We start from the raw sequence: 23,969 nt of genomic DNA on the forward strand, positions 1-23,969 counted from the left end.
CTGCTGCGCCCCCTCCCCCGCCGAAACCGCAGCGTGCAAAGCTCAGCTACAAGGAACAGCGCGATTATGACACGTTGCCCGAGCGGATCGAGGCGATCGAAGCGGCAATCGCGCGCGACGAGGCGGCCTTGTCCGACCCCGATCTTTACACCCGCGATCCGGCGAAATTCGCCGCGCTGACCAGGGCGATCGAAAAGGCGCGCGACGAGAAGGACGCCGCAGAAATGCGCTGGCTGGAACTCGCGGAAATGGTCGAGGCGATGGGCTGAACGCTCATACCCGCCGATTCAGCGCCGCAGCAACTCCCAATGCTCGCCCTCATAGGCGATCGAGGCTTCGACCAGCCGGTCCCAGAAATCGCCGATCAGGCCGACGGGCACGCCCAGCTCGAACGCCGCAGCCTTGGCCTGGGCGATCACTTGCGCCTTGCGCGCCTCGTCGCGGACCATCGAGCGGTCGGGCTTGATCCGGGCGGCGGCGCGCATATAGCTGAAACGCCGCGCAAACAGTTCGATGAGCTCGCGGTCGAGCGCATCGACGCCCGCGCGCACCTCGGCCATGGTCGCGCAGTCTTCCGGTGCTTTGACAGTGTCTGACATGGCCTTGCGATAGCCGCGCCTGCCGCGCCTGTCGAGCGCGCGGCGCGACTTGACTCTCGCAGCGACCTTCGTCATAGGCCGCGCTTCGCAATTGGCCCTGCACCCCGGTGAAGCAGCGGCCGCATGGCGCATTCTTGGCACCATGGCGCGATCCCGGGACATCTGGCCGCAGCACAGGGCAGCGGCCTCGCCTGGCAACAGGCAGCAAATTGGAGAATGACGCGTGTCCAAACGCAACAGTGCAAAGTACAAGCTCGACCGCCGCATGGGCGAGAACATCTGGGGTCGCCCCAAGTCGCCGGTCAACAAGCGCGAATACGGCCCCGGCCAGCACGGCCAGCGCCGCAAGGGCAAGATGTCCGACTTCGGCCTGCAGCTCCGCGCGAAGCAGAAGCTCAAGGGCTATTACGGCGAAATCACCGAGAAGCAGTTCAAGAAGAACTACACCGAAGCCAGCCGCATGAAGGGCGACACCAGCCAGAACCTGATCGGTCTGCTGGAACAGCGCCTCGACATGGTCGTCTATCGCGCCAAGTTCGCGCCGACCATCTTCGCTGCGCGCCAGATCGTCAGCCACGGCCACATCCGCGTCAACGGCGTGAAGTGCAACATCGCTTCGCGCAAGGTGAAGCCGGGTGACGTCGTGTCGCTGGGCAAGAAGGCGCAGGAAATGGCGCTGGTCATCGAAGCCCAGGGCCTGGCTGAGCGCGACATCCCCGATTATGTCGCTCCCGACGGCACCGACAAGGTCACCTTCACCCGCATTCCGACGCTGGACGAAGTGCCCTATCCGGTGAAGATGGAACCCAATCTGGTCGTCGAATTCTATTCGCGCTGATCCGGTTCATCACCGAAACAGATACGAAAAAGGCGGGCCGCAAAGCCCGCCTTTTTTGTTGCTTCATTGGCCGGCAAAGGCCTTTTCCATGAACGCGGCGCTGGTGCGCAGCAGCTCGGCGCGGATTTCGCCATCTTCCAGATAATGGTCGCGGTTCTTGTAGATGTGCAGCTCTGAGCTGCGCCCAGCATCCTTCAGCTTCGCGTCCATGAGTTTGGCATGCCCCACGTCGACATTGCGGTCGATATCGCCATGGAACATCAGCACGGGTGCCTTGAACGCCGCTGCGTTCTGTGCGGGCGAGCCTTCCTTGATATGTTTGCCTTCGCCCAGCAAATCGCGGACATAGGCATAGTCGCCCCAGCCATAGCTGTCGCTGCGCAGCAGGGCGAGGTCCGTCACCGGCGCGACCGCGACGACCGCCTTGAACAGGTCCGGCTCGAGCACATTGGACTGAAGAGCGGCATAGCCGCCATAGGACCAGCCGAAAATGGCCATGCGTTCTGCGTCAGCGCCCTGCCTGGCCAGCCAGTGGGCGCCATCGTTGATATCGCCGATGGCAAGCTGCCAGTCCTGGAATGCGTTGCGTTTGAGCCAGCTCTGGCCATAGCCCGCAGATCCGCGGAAATTGGGTTGCAGCACCGCATAGCCGCGCTGGGCAAAGAACTGGGGCAGCCAATCGAATCCCCAACTGTCGCGCGCCTCCGGCCCGCCATGCGGCATCACCACTACAGGCAGCCCTGACGCGCTGGTCTTGCCCGGGGGAAGCGTCAGATAAGCCGGTATCTGGGTTCCGTCGCGGGCCGGATAGGTTATCGACTGCATCTTGCCGAGCGCTACCTGTTCCAGGCCCGGCCGAATCGCGAGCAGATTGGCCAGCGTCTTGGCATCCCGGTCGAACAGGAAGAAGCGGCCGGCATTGGTGTCGCTGCCCGCCCATATCAGCATCTTGCGCTCATCCTCGCTCGATTCGACCACCTCGACGATCGGCAGATGCGGAATCGCCTTGGCGAGTTGATCAACCATTTTCTGTACATCGGGATCGATATAGTGAATTTCACCGGCATCGGTCGTGTAACGCACGCCAATCACGCGCCCGCGCCGACCGATCCGAGCAAAACCGCTGACATCGACCTCCGGGTGCGCGAACACCAGTGTCTCGGCATCGGTGCCATCGAGCGAGCGCCGAAAAGCCGCCAGCCGCCCGCCCACGCGGTTCAGGCCGTAGACAACGTTCAGCTTGGGGTCGACTGCATACGGATCGAAGCCCTGCCGATTCTTGTCCACGGTGCTCAATGGCAGCCAGTCCTTGCTGTCGGGCTTGCGATAATAATAGCGGCGCAAGCCCAGTTCGGCATTCTCGCGCGAGGACATCGTGCCCTTGATCCGCACCCTTCCATAACCGTCGGAGATGAACTCCATGGCTTCGAGATCGGGTTGCTCGACAATCTTGCTGCGCAGGGTGCGCGTATCGACCAGATCGACTCCGGTGCCGGATTTCTTCTGTGCGATCAGCGTGCCGGAGCCGGAAGAACTGACCGCCTCCTGCGGAATATATTCGCGCACCATCAGAATGTTGCCATCTTCGGACGGGTTCCAGTCGATGACATTGCCGCCGCTCAGAGCCACGCCGAGGCGCATGCCCGTACCGCCCTTGCGGACATTGATAACCTTGACCTCACCTCCGGCCGCATCGACCGCGATCAGGCGCGAGGCATAAAGCGGCCTGCCCTCCAGCATTACCGATGCGATGAGCATGCAGACGAGCCGATCGTTGCCCGACCAATGGCAGGATTCGATGCGCTCCGGCTCACCGTCGACCCGGAAGACGCCCCGCGGAGTCTGCGGGGTTGGCACCAGGTCGGCCACCATGACGGCGACACCCTGTCCACGGGTCGGCGAAAGATAGACCAGCTTGGTGCCGTCGGGCGAAAGACTGGCATTGGTCACCATTTCGCGGGCGCCGAACTGTTCTGCCATGTCGGTCGATGGGGAGGCATCCCCACTTTGCGCTGACAGAATCGCTGACGTCGACGCTGTCATCAGACTGGCAAGGATGCCAGCCGCCCGGATAGAAAAACGCATCACAGATCCACCCCCCAAACTCAATCGTGACAAAAATTGCCGTGATTACAAGCAGGGGGCAAGCGTGATCTGTTGATCGCAAAGAAAAAGGCGGACCACCGGCCCGCCTTTTAACATCGCATCAAAATACATCCAAAATGGATATAAATTCGCGATCACACCGTTTCGGGATCGAAGAAGAACAATGCCTGGCTGATCGCCGCGCGCACGGTGTTGCGGTGGAACGGCTTGGTGATCAGGAAGGCCGGTTCCGGACGCTCGCCGGTGAGCAGGCGCTCGGGAAAGGCGGTGATGAAGATGACGGGCACGTCGATCTCGCGCAGGATGTCGGCGACGGCATCGATGCCCGAGCTGTCGTCGGCGAGCTGGATGTCGGCGAGCACCAGACCGGGCTTGTCGCGGCGGGCCTGCTCGACCGCCTCGTCGCGGGTGACGGCGATGCCGGTCACGTCATGGCCGAGGTCGCGCACGATCGTCTCGATATCCATCGCGATGATCGGCTCGTCCTCGATGATGAGAACCTTGGCCTTGATCTGGCTGTCGATCTCGCTGAGGGCCTCGCTGACCAGGCTGGAGACGGTACGATCGTCCAGGCCCATCAGATAGGCGGTGTCGGCGTTCGAGAAACCCTCCATCGCGGTCAGCAGCAGCGCCTGGCGCGACAGCGGCGGAATGCGGCGCAGACGCTGCTCGGCGAGCAGCCGGCGTGAATCGTCATCGGCGTCGGGATAGGCATCGAAGCTGTCGGCTTCCTCGCGGTCGTCATGCGTCGACCCCCAGATCACCTGGAACACGCGGTACAGACCCAGACGGGCATCGACATCGCTCGGGAACTGATCGGGCGCGGCGATGATGGCCTGAAGCGTCGCCTTCACATAGGCATCGCCATGATGCTGATCGCCGGCGAGCGCTCGGCTGTAGCGCCGCAACAGGGGTAGATGGGGAGCGAGCGTCTGGCCCAGGGACATGCAATGAAACTCCTTTATCGGCTGGCGCCGTGTCTATGGCCTTCCGCCCCCCGTGTCAAAACCGGGGGCGCAAAGGGATGCCGGATGTGAAAGCAGACAAACCGAACCTCGGCTAAGGAACAATCCGCGCCGCAGTTTGTTTCCTAGTCCGAGACGTTTATGCACAATCCCGCACGATTTTGCGGGCTTGGCAGGGTTGGGACGGCTTGCTAAGCCCATTTCGGGACGGAATTTCAACAGGCGGGATGGGATGCTCGTGCATCGTGACAATGACGATCAGTCCGGCGGCAACAAGCCTGTGAAGGGCCGCGCCGGCACCAAGCCGCATCTGGTAAGCGAAAATCCGGCGCCGGGTGATCCGGCCGCGGCCGATCAACCCGGTGGCGACGAAGGCAAGACCCACCTTATCGGGGATGCGCTGAAGTCGGTCTATCAGCGCACGCTTGAGGAGGAAATCCCGGACGACTTTCTGGATTTGCTCAAGCAGTTGAAATAATGCGCAAGGCAGACCGGGCGAAGTTCCCGTTTATGGCGCCGATCACGCGCCTGTCGATCGGCACCCGCCTTTTCCTCATTCTTGCCATTGCACTTTTGCCCCTGGCACTCGGAGCAGTTGTCGCCAATCGCAGTCTTGCCGACACGGCGAACGAGGAGCGCAGCCGCCTGCTCCAGAAGAATGTCGACGATGCCGCACTGCGGCTCAACTCGGCCATCGACAACGATCTTGCCATCCTCAGCGCCGCTGCCTCGCAAATCGCGCTCGGCGAAGATCCGGCCAAGATCTGCCTCAACCTTCGCGAGCAGCTGGGGGCCAAGCAGACGCGCTTTGCCGCCCTGCTCTATGCCAACAATGCGGGACCGCCGGCGTGCCAGATCGGCGCGGTACCGCGCGTATTGCGCGAGGTGGGCGCAGATCCCGCTCCGCCGCGCGTCACGCTGGCTATACCCGCCAAGGGCGCGATCTTCGTCACCCGGGGCCGGGTCTCGGTGGCGCGCGCCGCCGCCTATTACTCGTCCGACAGTCTGTTTGCACTGGCCGATCCGGTGGATGACGTTCCGCTTTCGCAATTCGAGCTGCGCTCGCGCGACGATGTGCTGCCGCTCACGGAAATTCCCCCGAACTGGCAGCGCAGCCTGAATGCACTGATGACCGCGCGGCGCATGGTGGCGGGCATCAATCTGGACTTGCGCTATGTCCGGCCGAAACAGTCGCCGCCCGAATTCCTGGCCCAGATCATTCCGTTCATCACCCTGCTGGCAGCGGCGATCATCGGCTGGCTGGTGGTCAACATCATGCTGATCCGCCCGCTGACGCTGCTGCAGCGCAAGGTGCGCCAGTACGAGATCGGCGAACAGATGGCGCCAATGGACAGGGCCGCGTTCAATGCCAGCGAGATCGAGGAGCTCGACCAGGGCTTTGTCGCGCTGGCGCACAAGGTGTCGGTGGACCGCGAGGCGCTGGACGAGGGTCTGAAGCAGCAGGTCCTGCTGACGCGCGAAGTGCATCACCGCGTGAAGAACAACCTGCAGATCATCGCCAGCCTGATCAATCTGCATGCCCGCGCCGCGGATTCCGATCCGGCAAAGCTCGCCTATGGCAAGATCCAGCGCCGCGTCGATGCGCTGGCGGTCGTCCATCGCAACCATTTTGCCGGCAACGAGCGGAACGAAGGCATCAATCTGCGCGCGCTGGTTGGCGAGCTTGCGGGCAGTTTCGAACATGCCGACAATGTGCATGGCGGCGATGGCCCCGATATCATGATCGATATCGACAATGTCCATGTCAGCCAGGATGTCGGCGTACCGATCGCCTTTCTGCTGACCGAGATCCTCGAGCTGATCCATCTGACCCGGCCCGACGCGCCGATCCGCATCTCGGCGGTGCGCAAGAGCGACGATCCGGCCAAGATCGTTCTGCGCGTGGCTTCGCCCGCGCTCGGCCCCAATCCGGCGCTGGAGGAAATGCTGGGCGATGGCATCGACCGCGTGATGACCGGCCTTGCCCGCCAGCTGCGTGCACCGCTGGAGCGCGATACCGCATTCGAGTGCATCGCGATCGCGATGCCGGTGTTCGTGCCCGCACGGGCTTAGGCCAGTATAGGATAGCTCGTGCCCTCCGCGCAGGCGGCGATCACGCTTGTCATCCGGCGCTGGTGCAGAAGCGGGATTCCCGCGTTGGCGGGAATGGCGAATCAGCCACCCTTCGCGTAATAGCGCGCGCGAAAATCCTCACCGAACTGCGTCATCCGCCCCTCGCCGATCGCCGCGCGCATCGCTGCCATCAGATCCTGGTAGAAGCGCAGATTGTGCTCGGTCATCAGCATCGCGCCCAGCATCTCGCCGGATTTGACGAGATGATGCAGATAGGCGCGGCTGAACCGGGTGCAGGCGGTGCAGCCGCAAGCCTCGTCCAATGGTCCCTGGTCCTCGGCATGCCGCGCATTGCGGATGTTGATCGGCCCGTCCCAGGTGAACGCCTGGCCGTTGCGGCCCGACCGCGTCGGCAGCACGCAGTCGAACATGTCGACGCCGCGCTCGACCGCGCCGACCAGATCGTCAGGCTTGCCCACGCCCATCAGATAGCGCGGGCGATCCTCGGGCAGCTGGCCGGGGGCATAATCGAGCACGCCGAACATCGCCTCCTGCCCCTCGCCCACCGCAAGCCCGCCGATGGCATAACCATCAAAGCCGATGTCGCGCAGCGCATCGGCGGATTGCTGGCGCAGCTGTTCGTCGAGCGAGCCCTGCTGGATGCCGAACAAGGCCGCGCGCTCGGCATGATCGCCGCCGCTGTCGAAGCCCTCGCGCGAACGGCGCGCCCAGCGCATCGATCGCTCCATCGCGGCGGCCTGGACATCGCGCGTCGCCGTCGCGGGCACCAGCTCGTCGAACGCCATCACGATATCCGACCCCAGCAGCCGCTGGATCTCCATCGAGCGTTCGGGGCTCAGCATGTGCTTTGATCCATCGAGATGGCTGCGAAAGGCGACGCCCTCCTCGGTCACCTTGGTCAGCGCCGAAAGGCTCATCACCTGATAACCGCCGCTGTCGGTCAGGATCGGGCGCGGCCAGTCCATGAACTTGTGCAGCCCGCCGAGCCGGGCAACGCGTTCGGCGCCTGGGCGCAGCATCAGATGGTAGGTATTGCCCAGGATGATGTCCGCACCGAGCTCGCGCACCTCGGCAGGCTTCATGCCCTTCACGGTCGCCGCGGTACCCACGGGCATGAACGCGGGCGTGCGGATGGCACCGCGCTTCATCGCGAGCTCGCCCAGCCGGGCCTTGCCGTCGCGCGCGGTGATCGAAAAGGCGAATCTGGGCTGGGTCTCGGTCATGGCGGCGCGCTCTAGCGGCTTTGGCCGCGCGGAGCAAAGGTTTGAGGGTTTTGGGGGTTTGAGGGGTTTGACGACTCGGCGGGCCTATGTCAGCGATAGCACCGGATGCAACGCCACAGGAAAGCCCCCACCATGTCGCACAGCTCAAGCCTTACAGCTCTTGCTTCGGCGCTGATCGCTGCGGCCTCGCTCGCGGCCTGTTCACAGGACAAGCCGACCGAGGCCGAACAGACCAGCAGCAAGGCGATCGAAAAGGCGGCGACCGAATTGGCCGCGCAGGAAAAATGCTATGGCATCGCGCTCGCCAAGCAGAACGACTGCGCCGCCGGCCCCGGCACCAGCTGCGCAGGCACGTCGAACGTCGACTATCAGGGCAATGCCTGGAAGTTCACCGAAGCGGGCGAGTGCGAGAAGCTGGGCGGATCGCTGACCGAAGTCGCCGACAACGATCCGCCGGTTCCTCCCAAGGGCTGAATGGTCAGAACACCGCTTTCGGCGTCTTTTCCTCCATCATCGCCGCACGCACCATCGGCACCGGCGGTCCGCCATAGGACAGGAAGGCGTCGTGGAATGCCTTCCACGCCTCGCGCCCGCCCTTGCCCGCGGTCCAGTCGGCGCGCAGCTTGCGGATCATCAGCTTGCCGAGCGTGTAGTTGAGATAGCCCGGATCATAGGTGCCGCGCAGCGCCTGCTGCCGGGCATTGCCCTCGTCGACATAGCACTGGTCACGGAACAGCGCGATCGACTGGTCGACGCTCATGCCGCCGGTATGCAGGCCGATGGCGGAGAGATAGCGGCAGTTGCGCAGCAGCGCGTTGGCGAGCTGGCCGATATGCACCTCGGGATCGCCCTTGCCGAGCCCGGCCTCCCACATCATCTCCTCGGTATAATGCGCCCAGCCCTCGGCATAGGCATAGCCGACGAACAGCCGCCCGAAGAAGGACTTAGCGCGGTTGGCGTGGAGGAAGTTGAGGAAATGGCCGGGCCAGACCTCGTGCACGCTGGTGAACAGCAGGTCCTTCTTGGGCGGGATATATTCGGCCTGCACCTCGGGCGCCCATGAAGGGTCGGGCGGCGAGATGTAATAGACCGACGGCAGGCCTTTCTCGTACGGCCCCGGAATATCGATATAGGCCGAATTCTGCCGGTTGTAGGGCGGCGATTCCTCGACCTTGGCCTCTTCGGTGCCGGGGATCGAGACCAGATCCTTGTCGACCAGGAAGGCGCGGAGATCGGGCAGCTGCCGCCGCGCCTCGGCCACCGGGCCATCTTCGGGCTTGTCCTTGGCGAGCTTGGCCATGCAATCGGGCATTGTCGCGCCGGGCGCGAACTGAGCGCAGGCATTTGCCAGCGCCTGCTGGTTGCGCTTGAGGTCCGCCTCGCCGATTGCCTTCAATTCGGCCAACGGCAGATCGACCATCTCGGTGTCCGCCAGCATCTGCGAGAACAGCTGGGGTCCGATGGCATAGCCGACCCTTGCCGTGGCCTTCTCGGCCTTGAGCCAGTCGGCGAGCCCCTGCATCGCCTTGCTCGCCTCCGCCGTGGCGGCTTCGAGGTCCTTCTTGACCGCTTCGTCGGTCACGTCGGCAAAGGCCGCGCGCGCGTCGCCGGTGAAGAAGCTGGCATAGCCTCCGAACGCGTTGACGCCATAATCGATGGCATAGGGGTCGAGCGGCGACTTGAGGTTCGCCCTGATCTGCTCGGCGGCCTTGGGCACCGCGCGCGCATAGGCGATGAACGCCTTGGCGCGCGTGGTCACATCGGCATAGGGCCGCGTCACATAGACCGAAGGATCGAGCGTGCCCGTATAGAAGGCCGGGTTGCGGTGCGGCCAGTCGGCGGCCTTGAGCCAGAACAGCTCACCCTTGACCACAGCGATCAGATAATCGCGCTCGAACCTCTGGTCCTCGTCGAGGCTGGCAGGATCCATCGCCTGCGCATCGGCCAGTGTCTTGTCAAGAAACGCGATCTGGTCGGCAAGCCCCTCTTCCGACCAGTCGGGCAGCTCGCCGTCGAACTCATGCCGCCCCTGATAGACCGCGAAATCGGGATTGCGCGGGAAATAGCCGGTCAGGAACCCGTCGAGGAACTTGCCCCATTCGCTGCCGGTATCGATGCCGGTGCCCTTTTCCGCCGGCTCCGAGGGAGCACCGCCGCTGCACGAGACGGCAAGTGTCGCCAGCGAGACTGCGGCTAGAATGCGTTTGGCAAGATGCATATGGGCGACCTCTTGGATTTCTGGTTTCTGCCCTTGCTGGCACCCTTGCACGCGGTTGGAAAGAGGCATTTTTTGCAGGCGCACAACAGCCTGGGCATGGTTCGGCCAAGTTCATCTTGCTTGCCGCACGGCACGGGCTGGCCTACCGACGCGGCCATGGAATCCGTAGCCGCTCCGCATCCGTTCACCATTGCCAATTACCGCGCCTATTGGCTGACGCGCCTTGCCTCGATGCTGGCGCTCTACTGCATGATGCTGATCGTCGGCTGGCAGGCCTATAATATCGCGCGCGAGACGATGGACATCGCCGCCAGTTCGGCGCGGCTGGGAATGATCGGGCTGTTGCAGTTCGCGCCGCTGTTCGTGCTCACTCCGCTGGTCGGCTGGATTGCGGACCGGATGGACCGGCGGCTGGTGGCGCGCATCGTGCTGTTCTGCCAGGCCGGTATCGCCGCGACGCTGGCCTGGACGACGGCGCAGGACCTGATCAGCCTGCCGATCCTGTACATCATCGCTGCGATGCTGGGGACCGCGCGCGCGTTCCTGGGCCCGTCGCTGAGCGCACTGGCGCCCAACCTGGTGCCCAAGGCCTCGCTCCCCACCGCGATCGCGCTGTCCTCGATCGCCTGGCAATCGGGCATGCTGATCGGCCCCGCCATGGCCGGACCGCTTTATGCGATCCGTCCCGACCTGCCCTATATCGTCAGCGCCTGTCTCTATGCGCTGGCGGGCCTCGCGATGCTGACCGTCGGCCCCGTGCCCCGCACGATCATGGACAAGGGCAAGGGACCGATTGCGCAGATCATCGACGGCATGGCCTATGTCGGCCAGAACAAACTGGTGCTGGGCGTGATCACGCTCGATCTCTTCGCGGTGTTCCTGGCGGGCTCCACGGCTTTGCTGCCGGTGTTCGCGCGCGACATATTGCAGGTCGGCGAACAGGGCCTGTCGCTGCTCGCTTCTTCCCCGGCTGCCGGCGCAGCCCTGGTGGCGTTCGTCTTCTCGTTCCGTCCGATCCGGACCAATGTCGGCAACAAGATGCTGGTCAGCGTACTGCTGTTCGGTCTTGTGACGGTGATCTTCGGCTTCAGCCGCATTCTCATCGTCTCGATGGCATGCCTGTTCGTCGCAGGCGCAGCGGACATGTTCAGCGTCTATGTCCGCCAGTCGCTCATCCAGCTCAACACGCCCGACGACAAGCGCGGGCGCGTTTCGGCGGTCTCGCTGCTGACAGTTTCCGCCTCGAACGAGCTGGGCGATGCCTTTTCGGGCATGCTCGCCTGGTTGATCGGCCCCGTGGCGGCGGTTGTGGCGGGCGGCGGCGGCGCTATATTGATCACGGCGCTCTGGTCCCGGCTGTTCCCGCAGATCGGGGCCGCGCGCAGCTTCGATCCTGCCGAGGAAGAAGCCTGATCCCCATTTGACAGCGCCAGACATACAGGCGCGCTGAAGCAGGAGACACTTCGACATGATCGCTGCCAACATTCTCGAAACCATCGGCAAGACGCCGCATGTCCGCATCAATCGGCTGTTCGGCGACGCACAGGTCTGGATCAAGTCCGAACGGTCCAATCCGGGCGGGTCGATCAAGGACCGAATCGCGCTCGCCATGATCGAGGCGGCGGAGGCCGATGGCTCGCTCAAGCCCGGCGGCACGATCATCGAGCCGACATCGGGCAATACCGGTGTGGGCCTCGCCATGGTCGCGGCGGTCAAGGGCTACAGGCTGGTGCTGGTAATGCCCGAAAGCATGTCGATCGAGCGACGGCGGCTGATGCTGGCCTATGGCGCGACCTTCGACCTGACGCCGCGCGAAAAGGGCATGAAGGGCGCGATCGAGCGCGCGCAGGAGCTGATCGAGCAAACCCCCGGCGCATGGATGCCGCAGCAGTTCGAGAATGCCGCGAACATCTCGGTGCATGTGCGGACCACCGCGCAGGAGATTCTCAACGATTTTGCCGATTCGCCGATCGACGTGATGATCACCGGTGTCGGCACCGGCGGTCACATCACCGGATGCGCCGAGGAGCTGAAGAAGCACTGGCCCGCGCTCAAGGTCTATGCGGTCGAACCGACTCTTTCCCCGGTGATTTCGGGCGGTCAGCCCGGGCCGCACCCGATCCAGGGCATCGGCGCGGGCTTCATCCCCGGCAATCTGCACACGCGGCTGCTCGATGGCGTGATCCAGGTCGATCCCGCCGATGCCAAGCAGATGGCGCGCCGCTCCGCCAGCGAAGAGGGCATGCTGGTCGGCATCTCGTCGGGCGCAACGCTCGCCGCGATCGCGCAGAAGTTGAGCGATCTGCCCGCAGGATCGCGCGTGCTGGGCTTCAATTATGATACTGGCGAGCGCTATCTCTCGGTACCCGACTTCCTGCCCGAATAAGCGCCGCGCACCTCAGCGCACGAGTGCTTGCTGGATTCTCGGCGAATCGAACCGGTTCGCCGGGAAACAGGATGACCTTTTCATCCAATACTGGGTTACCGGGCCCTGCAATCTGCACAGACTGCACCGGAACGGACACAGTTATAGCGCGCCGACCGGGAATCATTCCATTCCGGCTCGAGTTGAGATATATCCGAAGTGAAGGTTAATGTATCCAAAGTGGATATACCGTCAAATCGGGGGGATATCTTGGAGCCAAGTCGCACAGAATTGACCGATGTTCAGGTCAGTTGTCTGCGCCTTGTGGCAGATGGCTATACTTCCAAGCAGATCGCCAAGAAATTGGGGCTGACCCCGATGACGGTCGATCAGTATCTTCAGCGCGCCAAGACGGCGATGGGTGCGCCCGATCGACGCACGGCCGCGCGCTGGCTCGCCGAAAGCCAGCAAATTCCGCCATTCAAGTCTTTTGAACTCAAACCGCCGCCGGTTGTCGAGCCGGCCAATGATGTGACACCTCCTGTGGCGTCGGCAGCGGATATGCCGAACGCTCAAGCCACCGGCCAGTGGCAGATGCGGTTCGGATATCCTCCTGTCGGCGGCATCAGAACATCGCTGGACGCAAGCCAGAAGACGACGACCATCCTGCGGATCGCAGGCCTGTCGCTCATCTACACGACGGCATTTGCGCTGGTGCTTGGCGGGGCGCTCAAGGCGTTCAGCTGATCTGGTGCCTGGATCGCCAACCCGTGCACCGTGACCGGTGCGAGAAGGAGAAGACCCATGCACATCGATGGTAACGCCGTCCGCATTGTCGCCCAGGATACCCGCTCGTCCTTTGCCAGCTATGATCGCGCCATTCTGGACGCGGCCCGGCTTTCGATGACCATGCTGGAAGCGAACGCGCTTTCCGAAGTCCCAGCTCGCGACTCGCAGATCGCCCTGCGCGCCATCCATGAAAGCACCGGTCACCTCATTTCTGCACGCGGCAGCATGGTGAAGCTGGTCGGCCATCTGAATTCGGTCAAGCGCCGCAGCGATCAGGCCCCGATGAATGTCGGCTGCCCCGGTCCCACGCCTCTCGGGTCGCTCCAGGACGAGGCGTCGGAAGCCGAACCCGCGTTCGGATGACCGCCGGTCGGCAATGCGTTGAGCCACGACCATGATCACGATCATCTTCTGGCTCTTCGCATTGCTGAGCGGCGGCTTCGTCTGGCTGCACGGAAAGTCTGAAGGCAGACGCGCAATCCTGCTGTTTCTGGCCGCAACGCTGCTGACCGCGGCCGTCCAGGTGCTGCACACCCGGTGGCAGCAGACGCATTGGCCGTTGATGGCGGTCGATACCGCCTATCTGGTCGCCACCTATGTCTTCGCGTTGCGCAGCGACCGTTACTGGCCGCTCTGGATCGCCGCCTTTCAGCTTCTCACCGTAGCCTCCCATTTCGCGACGATCATCGCCCCGAACTATCTGCCGAAGATCTACACGGCGATTGCCACCTTCTGGGTAGTTCCCCTGCTGCTCAGCATGGTTGCCGGGGTTTATCTCGATCACCGCGCACTCAAACGCTTGGTGCCCCCCCAATGACCCAGTTCTATTGCCTCATCCTCGTCCCCGAAACCGGAGAAGCGACGCCCCCCAGCCGCTGCTCGATGCCAATGAACCCTGGAAGGCCCGCGCCGAAGCCGCCAGCCGCTATCTCAAGCTGCGCAGCCAGCGTGACGCCATTGCCGGGCCCAGCCTGTTGTCCGACCCCGCCTGGGACATGCTGCTCGATCTCTTCGTCGGCCATATCACCGGGCGCGATGTGTCGGTAACCAGCGCCTGTGTCGCCTCGCGCCGCCCGGCAACCACGTCGCTGCGCTATATCGAGCGCATGGCGAAACAGGGGCTGATCCGCCGCGAGAAAGACTGTAACGACAATCGCAAGGTCTATCTGCGGATGACCGAAAAGGCGTTCCGTGCGGTGGCGAAATGGATCGACGCGCTGCGCGACGAGCTGATTACCGCATGAGGCGTCGGTCTTTGCCCTGCGCAACGGGCTGAAATTGTGTCATCATGCGCAGCCCGAACCGATGGAGCAGCGCATGGTGACCAGACCGCTTCTGCGGGAACTGCATGACGAAGTGATCGAAACGGTCGCCGCCGACGGCAAGCGCATCTGCCTGCGCTCGATCCGCCAGTCGGATGAGGATCGCATGCGCGAAGGCATAAAGCGGCTGTCCGAACAGTCGCGCTACATGCGCTTCTTCTCGGTCCAGCCAATGCCCTCCGATCCGGTGATCGATAAGCTGCTCGATGCCGATGGGCACGATCATATCGCCTGGGGAGCGATCCATCTCAACGGCATGGACAATCCCGCCGTCGGCGCCGTCCATGCGATTCGCAGCGAAAACCACCCGCATGCCGGCGAATTCTCGGTCGCGGTGCTCGATGATTATCACGGGCTCGGCCTCGCCCGCATGCTGACCACCGTGCTTCTGATTCATTGCGAGGTCGAGGCAATGTGCGAGCTGGAAGTCCAGACGCTCGCGGAGAACATGCCCGCCATTCGGTTCATTCTTTCCATCGGTGCACAGCGGCGCGAGAGCGAGGCTGGCATTATCGGCTTCCGACTACCGGTCAGGCCCGCAATCCGGCAGATTTCCGCCACTTCCGATCTGCAAGGCGTGCGGGACATCCTCAGCGCGCTCGCCCGCTATATCCCGACGGACGACAGTCCCTGTGCCGCTTTGGGACAGTGAAGCCGGCGCTTTGCAGCGCGCATCCAACTAGCGCAGATCCCCGCCGGCAAGCCCGTTGACGCACCGCGCCGCCAGTGGCCCTCACCGCATAGTTATGATTTGCATTTCATCCATAACGGACTAATAGTCCCGCCAGTTTGGATCAATCGGCTAAGCAGGTGCGACTATGGAAGATGTGGAAACCTTGATTTCTTTGACGGCTGATATTGTCGTTGCGCATTTGAGCAACAACAAAGTGGCCAATTCGGACATTCCGCAGCTGATTTCCTCGGTCCATGCCGCGCTCCACAGCATCAACCAGCCTGCAGTTCCCGAGCCTGAAGCTCCCAAGGAGCCTGCGGTTCCGATCCGCTCGTCGATCAAGCCCGATCATCTCGTCTGCCTGGAAGACGGCAAGAAGCTTCGCATGCTCAAGCGCCACCTGATGGTGCACTACAACATGACGCCCGATGACTATCGCGCGAAATGGGGCCTGCCCAAAGATTACCCGATGGTCGCCCCCAATTATGCCGAGCGCCGCCGCGAGTTGGCGCTGCAGATTGGCCTCGGCAAGCAGGGCCGCGGCGGCGGTCGCAAGAAAAAGGTCTGATCGACCGACACTTCAGTCTGACATAGCGGACTGGGCAAGGGGGCGTCTTCGGGAGGAGACGTCCCCTTGTTTGTTTCTGGCTTTTTCATGTTTCGTGTCACCCTCAAGGCGCGGTGTAGAGTTCCGCAATCGACAGCGATCCCCTGCCCCGCGCGCGCTTGAGCTCGGTGCGGATGATCCCTGCCAGACCCGCCGATGCGCGCTGGCCATCGGCATTGCGCAGCGCCGCGCGCAACGCCTCCGGAGCCTCGGGAGTGGCCAGCGCGATGACATGATCGACGCCAAAGGGCGGCACCACCACGGTGTCGAGCATTGACTGGCGCGTCGCAGCGTCGATCAGCCCTGCGCCATCGGCATCGAGCGGATAGATCAGCTGGACCGTTCCGTCAGACGCCAGGTTGAATACCGTGCCATGCAGCGCCGCGCCGCCGCACCGTGTGCGCTCCAGCCGCATGCTGATCGGCGTGCCCTCGGGATAGAGCTCGTCCGAACCAAGCGGATGGACCGTCAACCGCATCGCCAGTTCCGAGACGAGCGGGCGCAAGCTCATCACGGTCTGCCATTTGTCCATCACCCCGGCAAAGGCGAGCGTGCTGCCGATCCCGGTTGCAACGATGTCGCCCGAGCGCCGCAACACCTCGCCTGTGCTGAGCACCCAGAGAAAGTCTGCATCGTTCGAGCTTTGGGCCATCCGCCAGCTGGTCGCGCCGGCCGCCGTCGCCATATCATCGGGCTGGCCGGCAATGATCACATTCGGGGCGGGCAGATCGAAGGCGAGCCGCGGCGCGGGCAGTGCCGAGAAAAGCGGCCGTTCGGCCCAGCCCTGGGGATAGAAGAGCGTGCTCTCCTGCCGCTGTGCGGTGAGCATGCGCACCTGGCTGTTGAGATAGGACCCGGCTTCGACCACCGAGACCTGGCCATCACCGTCGAGATCGGCAATCGGCGAGGCCTCGTTCGCGCCGGGCAGGCTGAACGCCTGTTCGAGCGCATAGGTCAGCACGCCGCGCTGCGGTGCGCCCTCCTGCGGCAGCTCGGTTTCGAGCGCGAGCTGATCGTCGCGCGAGGCGCCGATATAGACGAGGTTGGGCAGGTCGTCGCGCCGTATGGCCACCGCCTGCGCCTCTCCAGTGTCGCTGCGCAGCGCCCCCAGTCGCGGGCCGGGCCGTGCGGTCAGAGTAATCGCGCGCGCGTCGCTTGGCCGGAAGGCGATGCGCGGGGTGAAGGCATAGCTGCGGGGATCGATCGCCCGGTGCATCGTGCCGGAATGGCAGCTGTCCACCACCATCAGGATCGCGACATCGGGCGGCAGATAGCGCTTCATCCAGGCATAGAAGTCCTTGTCGATGATGAAGGTCTCGGGGTCTTGGGCGCCGGGATCAAAGCCGGGCAGCGGCACGAACTGGTCGAATTCGCCATCCTCATCGCTGGGGTTCTGCGCCAGAGCCTGTGCGCCATGGCCGGAAAAGTAGAACAGCAGCCAGTCCCCCGGCTGCGCGCGCAGGCCCATGTCGTGCAGCGCGGTCTCGACGCTCGACCGGCTGACCGCGCCGTCGCGCAGCGACACCACGTCGCTCGCCTGCATCGATCGCGCGAGCCCCTCCATTGCGGCGAGATCATTGGCCGGGCCCATAAGATCGGGAATAGCCGGGGACTCATAGCGCGACACGCCGATCAGGATCGCGCGGGTCTCCGCCTGCGCTGCCGGGGCCGACAGCGCGATCAGAAGCACGGCGATAAGAAGGCGCCAGCGCACGGCTCAGCCCCCGCCCTCATCGGCTTCCAGATCGCGCGCGACGCGCAGGCCGACATCGTCGCGCCGCTTGGTTGCGGCAAGTCCGAAACGATTGGCCGATCGCAACTCACCCGGCACGCTCTCGAACGACCCGCCGCGCAGCGCGCGGTTGCGGCACGCGGCATCGAGGCACGCCGAGGTCCATTCCCAGACATTGCCCTGCATCTGGTACAGGCCGAAACCGTTGGGCGGATAGCCCGACACCGCCTCGGGATAGCCGCGATAGGGCGAGGTCGCAGAGCCCTGATAGCGCGCGGTATGATCGTAATTGGCGTCGGAAGGCGAGATGCCATCGCCCCAGGGAAAGGCGCTCGACGCCCCTGCCCGGCTCGCATATTCCCATTCGGCATCGGTCGGCAGGCGATAGGTCCGGCCCGACTGGCGCGACAGCCAGCTCAAGAATGCGAGCGCATCGTCATGGCTGATGCTGGTTGCAGGGATCAGCGGGTTGGGATTGTCCGCCGCCCAGTTCGACAGCTTAGGGCACGCGCCGTCGCGCGCGCAGGCGGTCCATTCCGCCACTGTCACCTCATAGACGCCCAGCGCAAAGTCGCGTGCGATGGCCACGCGCTGCTGCGCCGGCTCGTCCTTGCCGCGACCGGGTTCGGACGGAGGCGATCCCACCAGTGCGCTGCCGCCAGGCACGATGCGCATCCATGGGCAGTTGGCGCAGTCGTAGAAACGATTGCCGCTCGCCGGATCGCACGAGACGAAGCACGGCGGCTGGCCCTGCAGGCCGTAATCGAAGGTCGGCTTCTGGAAGCTCGCTGCCTTGGCCATCGCAACGCGATCGGAGACGCGCTTCATCGCATCGGCGATATTCTGCTGCGGGCGGCGGATTTCCTCCGCCAGCACCTTGGAGAAGATGCCGTTGTCGAAGGCGAACTGGTCGGCGCTGGTCGAAAAGGCGACGAGATAGCCCTGATCGGGCCGGATCGGGTTCTGCGCCGACCGCAACACGCGCTTGAGGCCCTTGCTGCCGGTCACCTCGATGCCTGCGCCGCCGGTGACCGTGTCGTCGCTGGCGACCGGCAATGTCGGCAGCGCGATGACGTTGCGGCACATGTCGAGCACGACCAGCACGTTGCGCGCGCCCGAGGACATCAATGTCCGCGTCACCGCCGAACGCGACAGGCTAGCCGATGCAGCAAGATCGCCCTTGTCGGCATCGACCGGCACCATCTGCACATCGCCGCCCGCCCCCAGCGCGACGCCATGGCCCGAGAAATAGAGCACGCCGAACGCCTCGGGCCCGGCGGCGGCGAGCGCGGCGCGAAAGGCCGCAAACTCCGCCTCCATCTGCGCGGCGGTCAAGTCGCGCCGGGTGTGCACCGCGCCGGTTCCCGATCCGTCGACAAAGCCGGTCGCGGTGAGCGCGGCCGAAATGCGTTCGCCATCGTCGAAGGTCGCCGACAGCCTGTCGAACCCGCGATACGTGCCATTGGCGATGACCAGGGCGAGGCGCGGCTCGCGCGCCCCGGCCTGGCCGTGCGCCATGGGGGAAAGCCCCAGGCTGGCCGCCATCGCGACCAGCAAAAGGACGAACCTCAGCATCAGAAGCGGAAACCGACGCCTATCGTATAACTGCTGAAGTCGCGCGCCTGGATGGTGCTCAGGTTGATGCGGATCAGGTCGCGCGTTGCCCGCGGCGAATCCTCGCGGCCGCGCAGGCCGAAGGACAGGGTCGCCTCGTGGAAGCTGTTGTTGCGCAGGTCGCTGCCCAGATATTGCGTGAACGCATAGCTGGCGCGCATCGAACTGCCCCGGCTGAACAGCCGCGCTTTCAGCGGCAGATCATAGGCGATGCCGTTGCGCAGCGACCAGTTCTTGAGATCGGGGTTGATGTTCGCGCTGGTGCCCGGGGTATCGAGCGTCTGGGCATAACCGATCATGTTGCCGATCACGAACTTGCCGCGCCCGACGCCGTTGATGACATAGCGGCTGGTGATCGATCCCTGCAGGATGTGCCCGACCGAGCCCAGATCCTCCGAATAGACCGCGCCATAGCCGATGCGCGGCTCGATCGACCATTTGCGATCGATCACCGGGATTTCGAGCCCAATGCCAAGCTGCGCGCTGTACGTATCCGACCCGTTGATCCGCGCATAGTTGAGCGGCAGGTCGATCTTCAGCATCGCGCGGTTGCCCTCGAAGATGCGGAAGCTGCGCTGGATGCGGGCATCGACGCGGTCGATATCGAAGCGGCCTGCCGAACCGGTATTGTAGGTCGCGCCGATCAGCCAGGGATCGTTGGGCACCGCGACGCCCTCGGGCACCGGGTCCTGCTCGATCGCGGAATCGCCATTGGCAAGATCGAGTGCGCTGCGGGTCAGGCTGGCCTGGAGGCTGTTCGGGTTGCCCGCCAGCGGATCGGCGGGCGAGAAGCGCGCGAACGAGCGCGACAGACAGCCCAGGATCGCCTGCGACGTCGGGGTGCTCTCGTCATCGACCAGCGCATCGAAGGTGTTGAACGTCTGCTGGCGGTTCGCGCCGTTGAAGCTGAACGTGCAGGGCGTGCCATTTTCCTGCAGCAGCACCTGCCCGGTAGGCGACACGACACTGATCGTCAGCACCGAACTGTTCTGCGCATAGCTGCCGATCGCCGTGCCGCCGCGAATGTCGAACACCGCCTGCACCGCGCCGAAAAAGGCATTCTGCAGACCGACGACGGTCGCGATCTGGCTGGGATCGAGGAAATCGGTAATGTCTTCGATCGTGTCCTGCTCGAACCGCGCCGACTGGTCGAAATTGTTGAGCTGGTTGGTGACGCGCACGCCGATGCGGAAGGATTTGCGCAGCTGCTGATAGTTGGCGATGTTCGGCGGCGGCGTCGGTGTCGGGGTCTGCTGGGCAAAGGCGCTGGTGCTTGCGCATACAAGAGCGCCGGCGGCAAGCCACCGGGCGGGTGAATATCTGGACACGAGTGAACCCCCTGAAACTTGGTTTGACGGACAGGTCAGAGCGCCTCACTATCGTCGTAGTAGCCCCCTACCCACGTAGCCAAGCATGCACTTTCGGGGCGTCGTGCGCGTGTGGCAAATTGTCGCAAACGGTCACAAATCGCTGCCTGTTCAATAGCTTACATGCTTTCATGTTAATTTACCCCTGATTTGGGGATTTACCGAGCGGACTCCCATCCATGCCTCATCATCTGCCTGTGCTTTCCCGCACCAGCGTCATCGCGATCAGCTTTGCCGCGATGGTGCTGCTCGGGGGGCTGCTCCGTCAGACGGGGGCAGCGCTGGGCGGGATGCTCGATCTGACGCTGACCGGGGCGGAGGCGCGTGCGCTGCTGGATAGGCTCACGCCCTGGCAGCGCGATGTGCATGCGCACGCGACCTTGCTTTATGACGGCCTCTATCCGCTCGCTTATGGCGCATTCTTCGCCGGGCTCGCGGTTCGCCTGGGCGGTGCGAAGGCGCGCTGGATCGCGCTGGTGATGCTGGGCGGCATGGTCGCCGATTATGCCGAGAACATCGGGCAGCTGCTCGCGCTGAGCGGGCGGGCGGATTGGCTCGATGCGAAGACGCTGCTGACCACGATCAAGTTCGCGCTGACCGGCACTGCGGTGGCGGCGACGCTGGTGCTGGCGATCAGGGCGACATGGGCCAGAGTGCGGCGCTAGCGCGCGACCGCCTTGCCACGAAAGGGCCAGCTGCCGATCTGCTTCCACGGTCCGCCGAGATAGCGGTGCAGCGCCAGGCCCGTGATCGCCAGCGGGCGCGGCATGAAAGTGGCGGAAAGCGCAGCATGCAAGGCGCGCGCGGTGGCGGCTTCCACCTTGTTCTGCACGGTTATGTGCAGCCGAGGCGTGCCCTGGTCCTGCGCGGTGAGCAGGCCGTGCAGGTCTTCCGCCATCATCGCGCGGATCGTCAGCAAGCCGGGTGAATGGATGCGAAAGGCGACGCCATTGCCCATCCGCATGACCTCGCTGAGCCTGGCATCGGGGCAAGCGAATTCCCGCGCCAGCGCCCGCGTCCGCTCGACGATCTCGCCCACGCAATGGCCCGGCAGTTGGTGAAACAGCGTGACATGCGCCTCGACCACATTGCGGTCGGCAGGGTAATGCGCGTGGCGCAGCGCATCGGCCCAGGCCTGGTCGGCCGCGCCCATCGTCGCTGTCATGATGATCGGTTCGCGCCGCATTTCAGCTTCCTAGCGGGGAACGGCGCATGCACAAAGGGGCGCGGTGCATTGCTGCACCGCGCCCCCGCTTGCGACCCGTCTAGGGATCTCGTCTGTCAGCCGGCTCAGGCCAGTTCGGGCTGCTTCGCCTTGATCTTGGCCAGCACGTTTTCCGGAGCGGTTTCGCCATAGGGATCGTTGTCCAGACCATGGTCGTTGATGCCCGGCTCTTCGAACCAGTCGGTGATCACGCCATTGTCGACGACCATCGCATAGCGCCAGCTGCGCTCACCGAAACCGACATGGTCCTTGCGGATCAGCATGCCCATGCGGCGGGTGAAGTCGGCCGAACCATCGGGAAGCAGCTTGACCTTCTCGACGCCCAGCGACTTGCCCCACTGATACATCACGAACGCGTCGTTGACCGACACGCAGTAGATTTCGTCGATGCCTTCGGCGCGGAAATCGTCGTACATGGCTTCGAAGCCCGGAACCTGCGAGTTCGAGCAGGTCGGGGTGAACGCGCCGGGCAGCGAGAAGATGACCACGCGCTTGCCGGCGACCAGATCGCCGGTGAGCTTGTCTTCCCAACGGAAGGGGTTGGGGCCTTCGATGCTGTCGTCGCGCACGCGCGTCTTGAGGCAGACATTGGGAACCTGACGTCCGATCATGGGAAACTCCTTGAACGATGGGGGAATATGTTTTGCAGTGCAGCATCTAGGCAAGCGCAGCTGCCAAGTGAAATGAAAACATTCGTGTGCCGTGATCGCTTTTTTCGATGATTTGGTCGCATTGGCCATGACACTCGATTGGACCGCGCGCAGAACGGCGTGACATGGTTGCAATAGTCACAGAATATCTTCATTTTGAATGCATCGGGAGGGAGCCTCAATGATCCTGTCACGGCCCTTGGGCTGGTTCTGGCTGCTGGCCATCGTTCTGCTGGCATGGAACGTCATCGGCCTTGTCGCCCTGCTGTTCGACCCCGTGCTGGGCCTTGGCGATGTTTCGAAGCTCGCCCCCGAGCAGCAGGCTCTTTATGCAGCGCGCCCCGCCATCGCCTTTTACGGCTTCGTACTGGCGACGGTGGCAGGGACGGCAGGTGCGATCGCTCTGCTGCTCCGGCGTAACTTCGCTCTCTGGCTGTTCATCGCCTCGGCGATCGGGCTGGTGCTGCAGAACGCCTGGCTGTTCGCTGACCCTTCGCGGCTGGATGCCAGCGTACTCGGCTTCCAGGCGCTGGTCGCCGGATCGATCGTGCTGGAAATCTGGTTGACGCTCACCGCACGGAAGCGCCGCTGGAGCCGCTGATTACATCTCGCCCCTGGCGCGGCGGATGGCGAACCACTTCTCGACATTGCGGTTATGGTCGGCCAGCGTGCTGGCAAACACATGCCCGCCGGTGCCGTCGGCAACGAAGTACAGCGCATCGGTCCGCGCCGGGTTGAGCACCGCCTCAATCGAGGCGCGGCCAGGATTGGTGATCGGTCCCTTGGGCAGCCCGGTCATCGCATAGGTATTATAGTCGTTCACCGCCGAGATTTCGGATTGGCGGATGCGGCGGCCGAGCGGCTTGCCGCGCGTGATCGGGTAGATGATCGTCGGGTCCGCCTGCAGCATCATGCCCTTGCGGATGCGGTTGCTGTACACACCCGCGATCATCCGCCGTTCGGACGCCTTGCCGGTCTCCTTCTCGACGATCGCGGCCAGGGTGACCGCCTCTTGCGGGGTCTTGGCGACCGTGTCGGGGGAACGGTTGGGCCAGAGTTCGGCGATCGTGTCCTGCATCGCCTTCTGCATACGCAGCATCACCGCGATGCGCTTCTCGCCGCGTTCGAAGCTGTAGCTTTCGGGCAGGATGGTGCCCTCTTCCGGCACGGGCACGTCGCCGGTGAGCAGCTTTTCCGCCATCAGCTTTTCGTGCACCAGGATGCTCGGCATGCCCTCAGGCACGGTGACCATGCGGCGGATGACCGCGCCGCCCTGAAGGATGTCGAGAATCTGCGCGTTGCTCGCGCCTGCGGGAATGACGAATTCGCCGGCCTTGATCGGGTCACTGCCGCCGAACACCTTCGCGCGGTTGAGGAACGCGCCGGCCGAGCTGATCGCGCCCTTTTCCTCGAGCACCTGCGCCGCGCTGGCGAGCGAACTGCCCGCCGGGATGACCACGGACAGCTCTTCGGGCGCGGGGCCGGACGCGGTCCAGCCCCAATAGAAATTGCCGCCGATCAGCAGCACCAGCGCCGCAGCGCCTGCCAGAACGATGCATCCCAGACGGCGCAGCATGATGGG

The 23,969-nt window shown here is 64.0% G+C and carries 26 protein-coding genes; 15 read left to right on the plus strand and 11 right to left on the minus strand.

Annotated features, from left to right (window positions below):
• Positions 1-269, plus strand: a 269-nt coding sequence (locus AX735_RS11825; protein WP_446471811.1) for an ABC transporter C-terminal domain-containing protein, incomplete at its 5' end; no start/stop codon positions are given.
• Positions 270-287: 18 nt separating this feature from the next.
• Here AX735_RS11825 and AX735_RS11830 read toward each other — a convergent pair.
• Complete coding sequence (locus AX735_RS11830) at positions 288-599, minus strand: chorismate mutase (protein WP_066280387.1); 312 nt, start codon at positions 597-599, stop codon at positions 288-290.
• Between the two features lie 223 nt (positions 600-822).
• Between AX735_RS11830 and rpsD the strand changes: the two genes are divergently transcribed.
• A complete protein-coding gene (gene rpsD, locus AX735_RS11835) occupies positions 823-1,437 on the plus strand; it encodes a 30S ribosomal protein S4 (protein WP_023836510.1) in 615 nt (204 codons plus the stop codon).
• A gap of 63 nt (positions 1,438-1,500) precedes the next feature.
• Here the strand turns inward: rpsD and AX735_RS11840 are convergent, their stop codons facing one another.
• Both AX735_RS11840 and AX735_RS11845 read right to left on the minus strand, forming a co-directional pair.
• On the minus strand, positions 1,501-3,417 hold the full coding sequence (locus tag AX735_RS11840) for an alpha/beta hydrolase family protein (protein ID WP_066280301.1): 1,917 nt from the start codon (positions 3,415-3,417) through the stop codon (positions 1,501-1,503).
• A 260-nt stretch (positions 3,418-3,677) separates the two neighbouring features.
• Positions 3,678-4,490 (minus strand): response regulator, encoded by an 813-nt coding sequence (locus AX735_RS11845; RefSeq protein WP_060977458.1) that lies wholly within the window; start codon positions 4,488-4,490, stop codon positions 3,678-3,680.
• A 250-nt stretch (positions 4,491-4,740) separates the two neighbouring features.
• On the opposite strand from AX735_RS11845, the gene AX735_RS11850 reads away from it, so the two are divergent.
• Both AX735_RS11850 and AX735_RS11855 read left to right on the plus strand, forming a co-directional pair.
• Positions 4,741-4,986 (plus strand): NepR family anti-sigma factor, encoded by a 246-nt coding sequence (locus AX735_RS11850; protein WP_066280305.1) that lies wholly within the window; start codon positions 4,741-4,743, stop codon positions 4,984-4,986.
• Positions 4,986-6,581: a sensor histidine kinase gene (locus AX735_RS11855; RefSeq protein WP_066280308.1), complete on the plus strand. Its 1,596-nt coding sequence runs from the start codon at positions 4,986-4,988 to the stop codon at positions 6,579-6,581. The genes AX735_RS11850 and AX735_RS11855 overlap by 1 nt, the downstream gene beginning before the upstream one ends.
• A gap of 101 nt (positions 6,582-6,682) precedes the next feature.
• Here AX735_RS11855 and tgt read toward each other — a convergent pair whose 3' ends face one another.
• On the minus strand, positions 6,683-7,825 hold the full coding sequence (tgt, locus tag AX735_RS11860; RefSeq protein WP_066280311.1) for a tRNA guanosine(34) transglycosylase Tgt: 1,143 nt from the start codon (positions 7,823-7,825) through the stop codon (positions 6,683-6,685).
• 132 nt (positions 7,826-7,957) lie between these two features.
• On the opposite strand from tgt, the gene AX735_RS11865 reads away from it, so the two are divergent.
• Positions 7,958-8,299: a BufA1 family periplasmic bufferin-type metallophore gene (locus AX735_RS11865; RefSeq protein ID WP_066280314.1), complete on the plus strand. Its 342-nt coding sequence runs from the start codon at positions 7,958-7,960 to the stop codon at positions 8,297-8,299.
• A 4-nt stretch (positions 8,300-8,303) separates the two neighbouring features.
• Here the strand turns inward: AX735_RS11865 and AX735_RS11870 are convergent, their stop codons facing one another.
• The gene (locus AX735_RS11870) at positions 8,304-10,043 is read right to left on the minus strand and encodes a DUF885 domain-containing protein (protein ID WP_066280318.1); all 1,740 of its coding nucleotides are present in this window, start codon (positions 10,041-10,043) and stop codon (positions 8,304-8,306) included.
• A gap of 156 nt (positions 10,044-10,199) precedes the next feature.
• Between AX735_RS11870 and AX735_RS11875 the strand changes: the two genes are divergently transcribed.
• The 8 genes from AX735_RS11875 (at position 10,200) to AX735_RS11910 (ending at position 15,760) form a co-directional block, all read left to right on the plus strand.
• A complete protein-coding gene (locus AX735_RS11875) occupies positions 10,200-11,456 on the plus strand; it encodes an MFS transporter (protein WP_066280322.1) in 1,257 nt (418 codons plus the stop codon).
• A gap of 55 nt (positions 11,457-11,511) precedes the next feature.
• Complete coding sequence (gene cysK, locus AX735_RS11880) at positions 11,512-12,429, plus strand: cysteine synthase A (protein ID WP_066280324.1); 918 nt, start codon at positions 11,512-11,514, stop codon at positions 12,427-12,429.
• A 249-nt stretch (positions 12,430-12,678) separates the two neighbouring features.
• A complete protein-coding gene (locus tag AX735_RS11885; RefSeq protein ID WP_066280330.1) occupies positions 12,679-13,155 on the plus strand; it encodes a helix-turn-helix domain-containing protein in 477 nt (158 codons plus the stop codon).
• A gap of 57 nt (positions 13,156-13,212) precedes the next feature.
• Positions 13,213-13,560, plus strand: coding sequence for a hypothetical protein (locus AX735_RS11890; protein WP_060977467.1), 348 nt, complete (start codon positions 13,213-13,215; stop codon positions 13,558-13,560).
• A 31-nt stretch (positions 13,561-13,591) separates the two neighbouring features.
• Positions 13,592-14,014, plus strand: a complete 423-nt coding sequence (locus AX735_RS11895; RefSeq protein ID WP_066280332.1) for a hypothetical protein — start codon at positions 13,592-13,594, stop codon at positions 14,012-14,014.
• Positions 14,015-14,024: 10 nt separating this feature from the next.
• Positions 14,025-14,441, plus strand: coding sequence for a hypothetical protein (locus AX735_RS11900; RefSeq protein WP_066280335.1), 417 nt, complete (start codon positions 14,025-14,027; stop codon positions 14,439-14,441).
• Between the two features lie 73 nt (positions 14,442-14,514).
• Entirely contained in the window at positions 14,515-15,171 is a 657-nt protein-coding gene (locus AX735_RS11905) for a GNAT family N-acetyltransferase (RefSeq protein WP_137775303.1), read from the plus strand.
• A gap of 166 nt (positions 15,172-15,337) precedes the next feature.
• Entirely contained in the window at positions 15,338-15,760 is a 423-nt protein-coding gene (locus AX735_RS11910; RefSeq protein ID WP_060977111.1) for a MucR family transcriptional regulator, read from the plus strand.
• A 103-nt stretch (positions 15,761-15,863) separates the two neighbouring features.
• Here the strand turns inward: AX735_RS11910 and AX735_RS11915 are convergent, their stop codons facing one another.
• The 3 genes from AX735_RS11915 to AX735_RS11925 are packed head-to-tail and all read right to left on the minus strand — an operon-like array spanning position 15,864 to position 20,473.
• Positions 15,864-17,513: a caspase family protein gene (locus AX735_RS11915; protein WP_066280340.1), complete on the minus strand. Its 1,650-nt coding sequence runs from the start codon at positions 17,511-17,513 to the stop codon at positions 15,864-15,866.
• A gap of 3 nt (positions 17,514-17,516) precedes the next feature.
• Entirely contained in the window at positions 17,517-19,106 is a 1,590-nt protein-coding gene (locus tag AX735_RS11920; RefSeq protein ID WP_066280341.1) for an SUMF1/EgtB/PvdO family nonheme iron enzyme, read from the minus strand.
• Entirely contained in the window at positions 19,106-20,473 is a 1,368-nt protein-coding gene (locus AX735_RS11925) for a hypothetical protein (protein ID WP_066280349.1), read from the minus strand. The genes AX735_RS11920 and AX735_RS11925 overlap by 1 nt, the downstream gene beginning before the upstream one ends.
• A gap of 218 nt (positions 20,474-20,691) precedes the next feature.
• Here AX735_RS11925 and AX735_RS11930 point away from each other — a divergent pair, with 218 nt between their 5' ends.
• Positions 20,692-21,177 carry a hypothetical protein gene (locus AX735_RS11930; protein WP_066280351.1) on the plus strand — a complete coding sequence of 162 codons (486 nt, stop codon included), beginning with the start codon at positions 20,692-20,694 and terminating at the stop codon, positions 21,175-21,177.
• Here the strand turns inward: AX735_RS11930 and AX735_RS11935 are convergent.
• The gene (locus AX735_RS11935) at positions 21,174-21,698 is read right to left on the minus strand and encodes a 2'-5' RNA ligase family protein (protein WP_066280353.1); all 525 of its coding nucleotides are present in this window, start codon (positions 21,696-21,698) and stop codon (positions 21,174-21,176) included. The genes AX735_RS11930 and AX735_RS11935 overlap by 4 nt on opposite strands.
• A gap of 104 nt (positions 21,699-21,802) precedes the next feature.
• Positions 21,803-22,348, minus strand: a complete 546-nt coding sequence (locus AX735_RS11940) for a peroxiredoxin (protein ID WP_066114329.1) — start codon at positions 22,346-22,348, stop codon at positions 21,803-21,805.
• 220 nt (positions 22,349-22,568) lie between these two features.
• Between AX735_RS11940 and AX735_RS11945 the strand changes: the two genes are divergently transcribed.
• Positions 22,569-22,988 (plus strand): hypothetical protein, encoded by a 420-nt coding sequence (locus AX735_RS11945; RefSeq protein WP_066280356.1) that lies wholly within the window; start codon positions 22,569-22,571, stop codon positions 22,986-22,988.
• On the opposite strand, the gene mltG is transcribed toward AX735_RS11945, so the two are convergent.
• On the minus strand, positions 22,989-23,963 hold the full coding sequence (mltG, locus tag AX735_RS11950; RefSeq protein WP_137775304.1) for an endolytic transglycosylase MltG: 975 nt from the start codon (positions 23,961-23,963) through the stop codon (positions 22,989-22,991). It abuts the gene before it with no gap.
• Positions 23,964-23,969 lie beyond the last annotated feature (6 nt).

Origin of the sequence: Blastomonas sp. CCH1-A6, assembly GCF_001556365.1 — a bacterium.
GTDB lineage: Bacteria > Pseudomonadota > Alphaproteobacteria > Sphingomonadales > Sphingomonadaceae > Blastomonas > Blastomonas ursincola.

Bases quoted from the DNA above. Each gene is read 5' to 3' on its own strand.
- AX735_RS11830 (WP_066280387.1), bottom strand. From the start codon at position 599: ATGTCAGACACTGTCAAAGCACCGGAAGACTGCGCGACCATGGCCGAG.
- AX735_RS11840 (WP_066280301.1), bottom strand. From the start codon at position 3,417: ATGGCAGAACAGTTCGGCGCCCGCGAAATGGTGACCAATGCCAGTCTT.
- AX735_RS11845 (WP_060977458.1), bottom strand. From the start codon at position 4,490: ATGTCCCTGGGCCAGACGCTCGCTCCCCATCTACCCCTGTTGCGGCGC.
- AX735_RS11850 (WP_066280305.1), top strand. From the start codon at position 4,741: ATGCTCGTGCATCGTGACAATGACGATCAGTCCGGCGGCAACAAGCCT.
- AX735_RS11855 (WP_066280308.1), top strand. From the start codon at position 4,986: ATGCGCAAGGCAGACCGGGCGAAGTTCCCGTTTATGGCGCCGATCACG.
- tgt (WP_066280311.1), bottom strand. From the start codon at position 7,825: ATGACCGAGACCCAGCCCAGATTCGCCTTTTCGATCACCGCGCGCGAC.
- AX735_RS11865 (WP_066280314.1), top strand. From the start codon at position 7,958: ATGTCGCACAGCTCAAGCCTTACAGCTCTTGCTTCGGCGCTGATCGCT.
- AX735_RS11870 (WP_066280318.1), bottom strand. From the start codon at position 10,043: ATGCATCTTGCCAAACGCATTCTAGCCGCAGTCTCGCTGGCGACACTT.
- AX735_RS11875 (WP_066280322.1), top strand. From the start codon at position 10,200: ATGGAATCCGTAGCCGCTCCGCATCCGTTCACCATTGCCAATTACCGC.
- cysK (WP_066280324.1), top strand. From the start codon at position 11,512: ATGATCGCTGCCAACATTCTCGAAACCATCGGCAAGACGCCGCATGTC.
- AX735_RS11890 (WP_060977467.1), top strand. From the start codon at position 13,213: ATGCACATCGATGGTAACGCCGTCCGCATTGTCGCCCAGGATACCCGC.
- AX735_RS11895 (WP_066280332.1), top strand. From the start codon at position 13,592: ATGATCACGATCATCTTCTGGCTCTTCGCATTGCTGAGCGGCGGCTTC.
- AX735_RS11905 (WP_137775303.1), top strand. From the start codon at position 14,515: ATGGTGACCAGACCGCTTCTGCGGGAACTGCATGACGAAGTGATCGAA.
- AX735_RS11910 (WP_060977111.1), top strand. From the start codon at position 15,338: ATGGAAGATGTGGAAACCTTGATTTCTTTGACGGCTGATATTGTCGTT.
- AX735_RS11920 (WP_066280341.1), bottom strand. From the start codon at position 19,106: ATGCTGAGGTTCGTCCTTTTGCTGGTCGCGATGGCGGCCAGCCTGGGG.
- AX735_RS11930 (WP_066280351.1), top strand. From the start codon at position 20,692: ATGCCTCATCATCTGCCTGTGCTTTCCCGCACCAGCGTCATCGCGATC.
- AX735_RS11935 (WP_066280353.1), bottom strand. From the start codon at position 21,698: ATGCGGCGCGAACCGATCATCATGACAGCGACGATGGGCGCGGCCGAC.
- AX735_RS11940 (WP_066114329.1), bottom strand. From the start codon at position 22,348: ATGATCGGACGTCAGGTTCCCAATGTCTGCCTCAAGACGCGCGTGCGC.
- AX735_RS11945 (WP_066280356.1), top strand. From the start codon at position 22,569: ATGATCCTGTCACGGCCCTTGGGCTGGTTCTGGCTGCTGGCCATCGTT.
- mltG (WP_137775304.1), bottom strand. From the start codon at position 23,963: ATGCTGCGCCGTCTGGGATGCATCGTTCTGGCAGGCGCTGCGGCGCTG.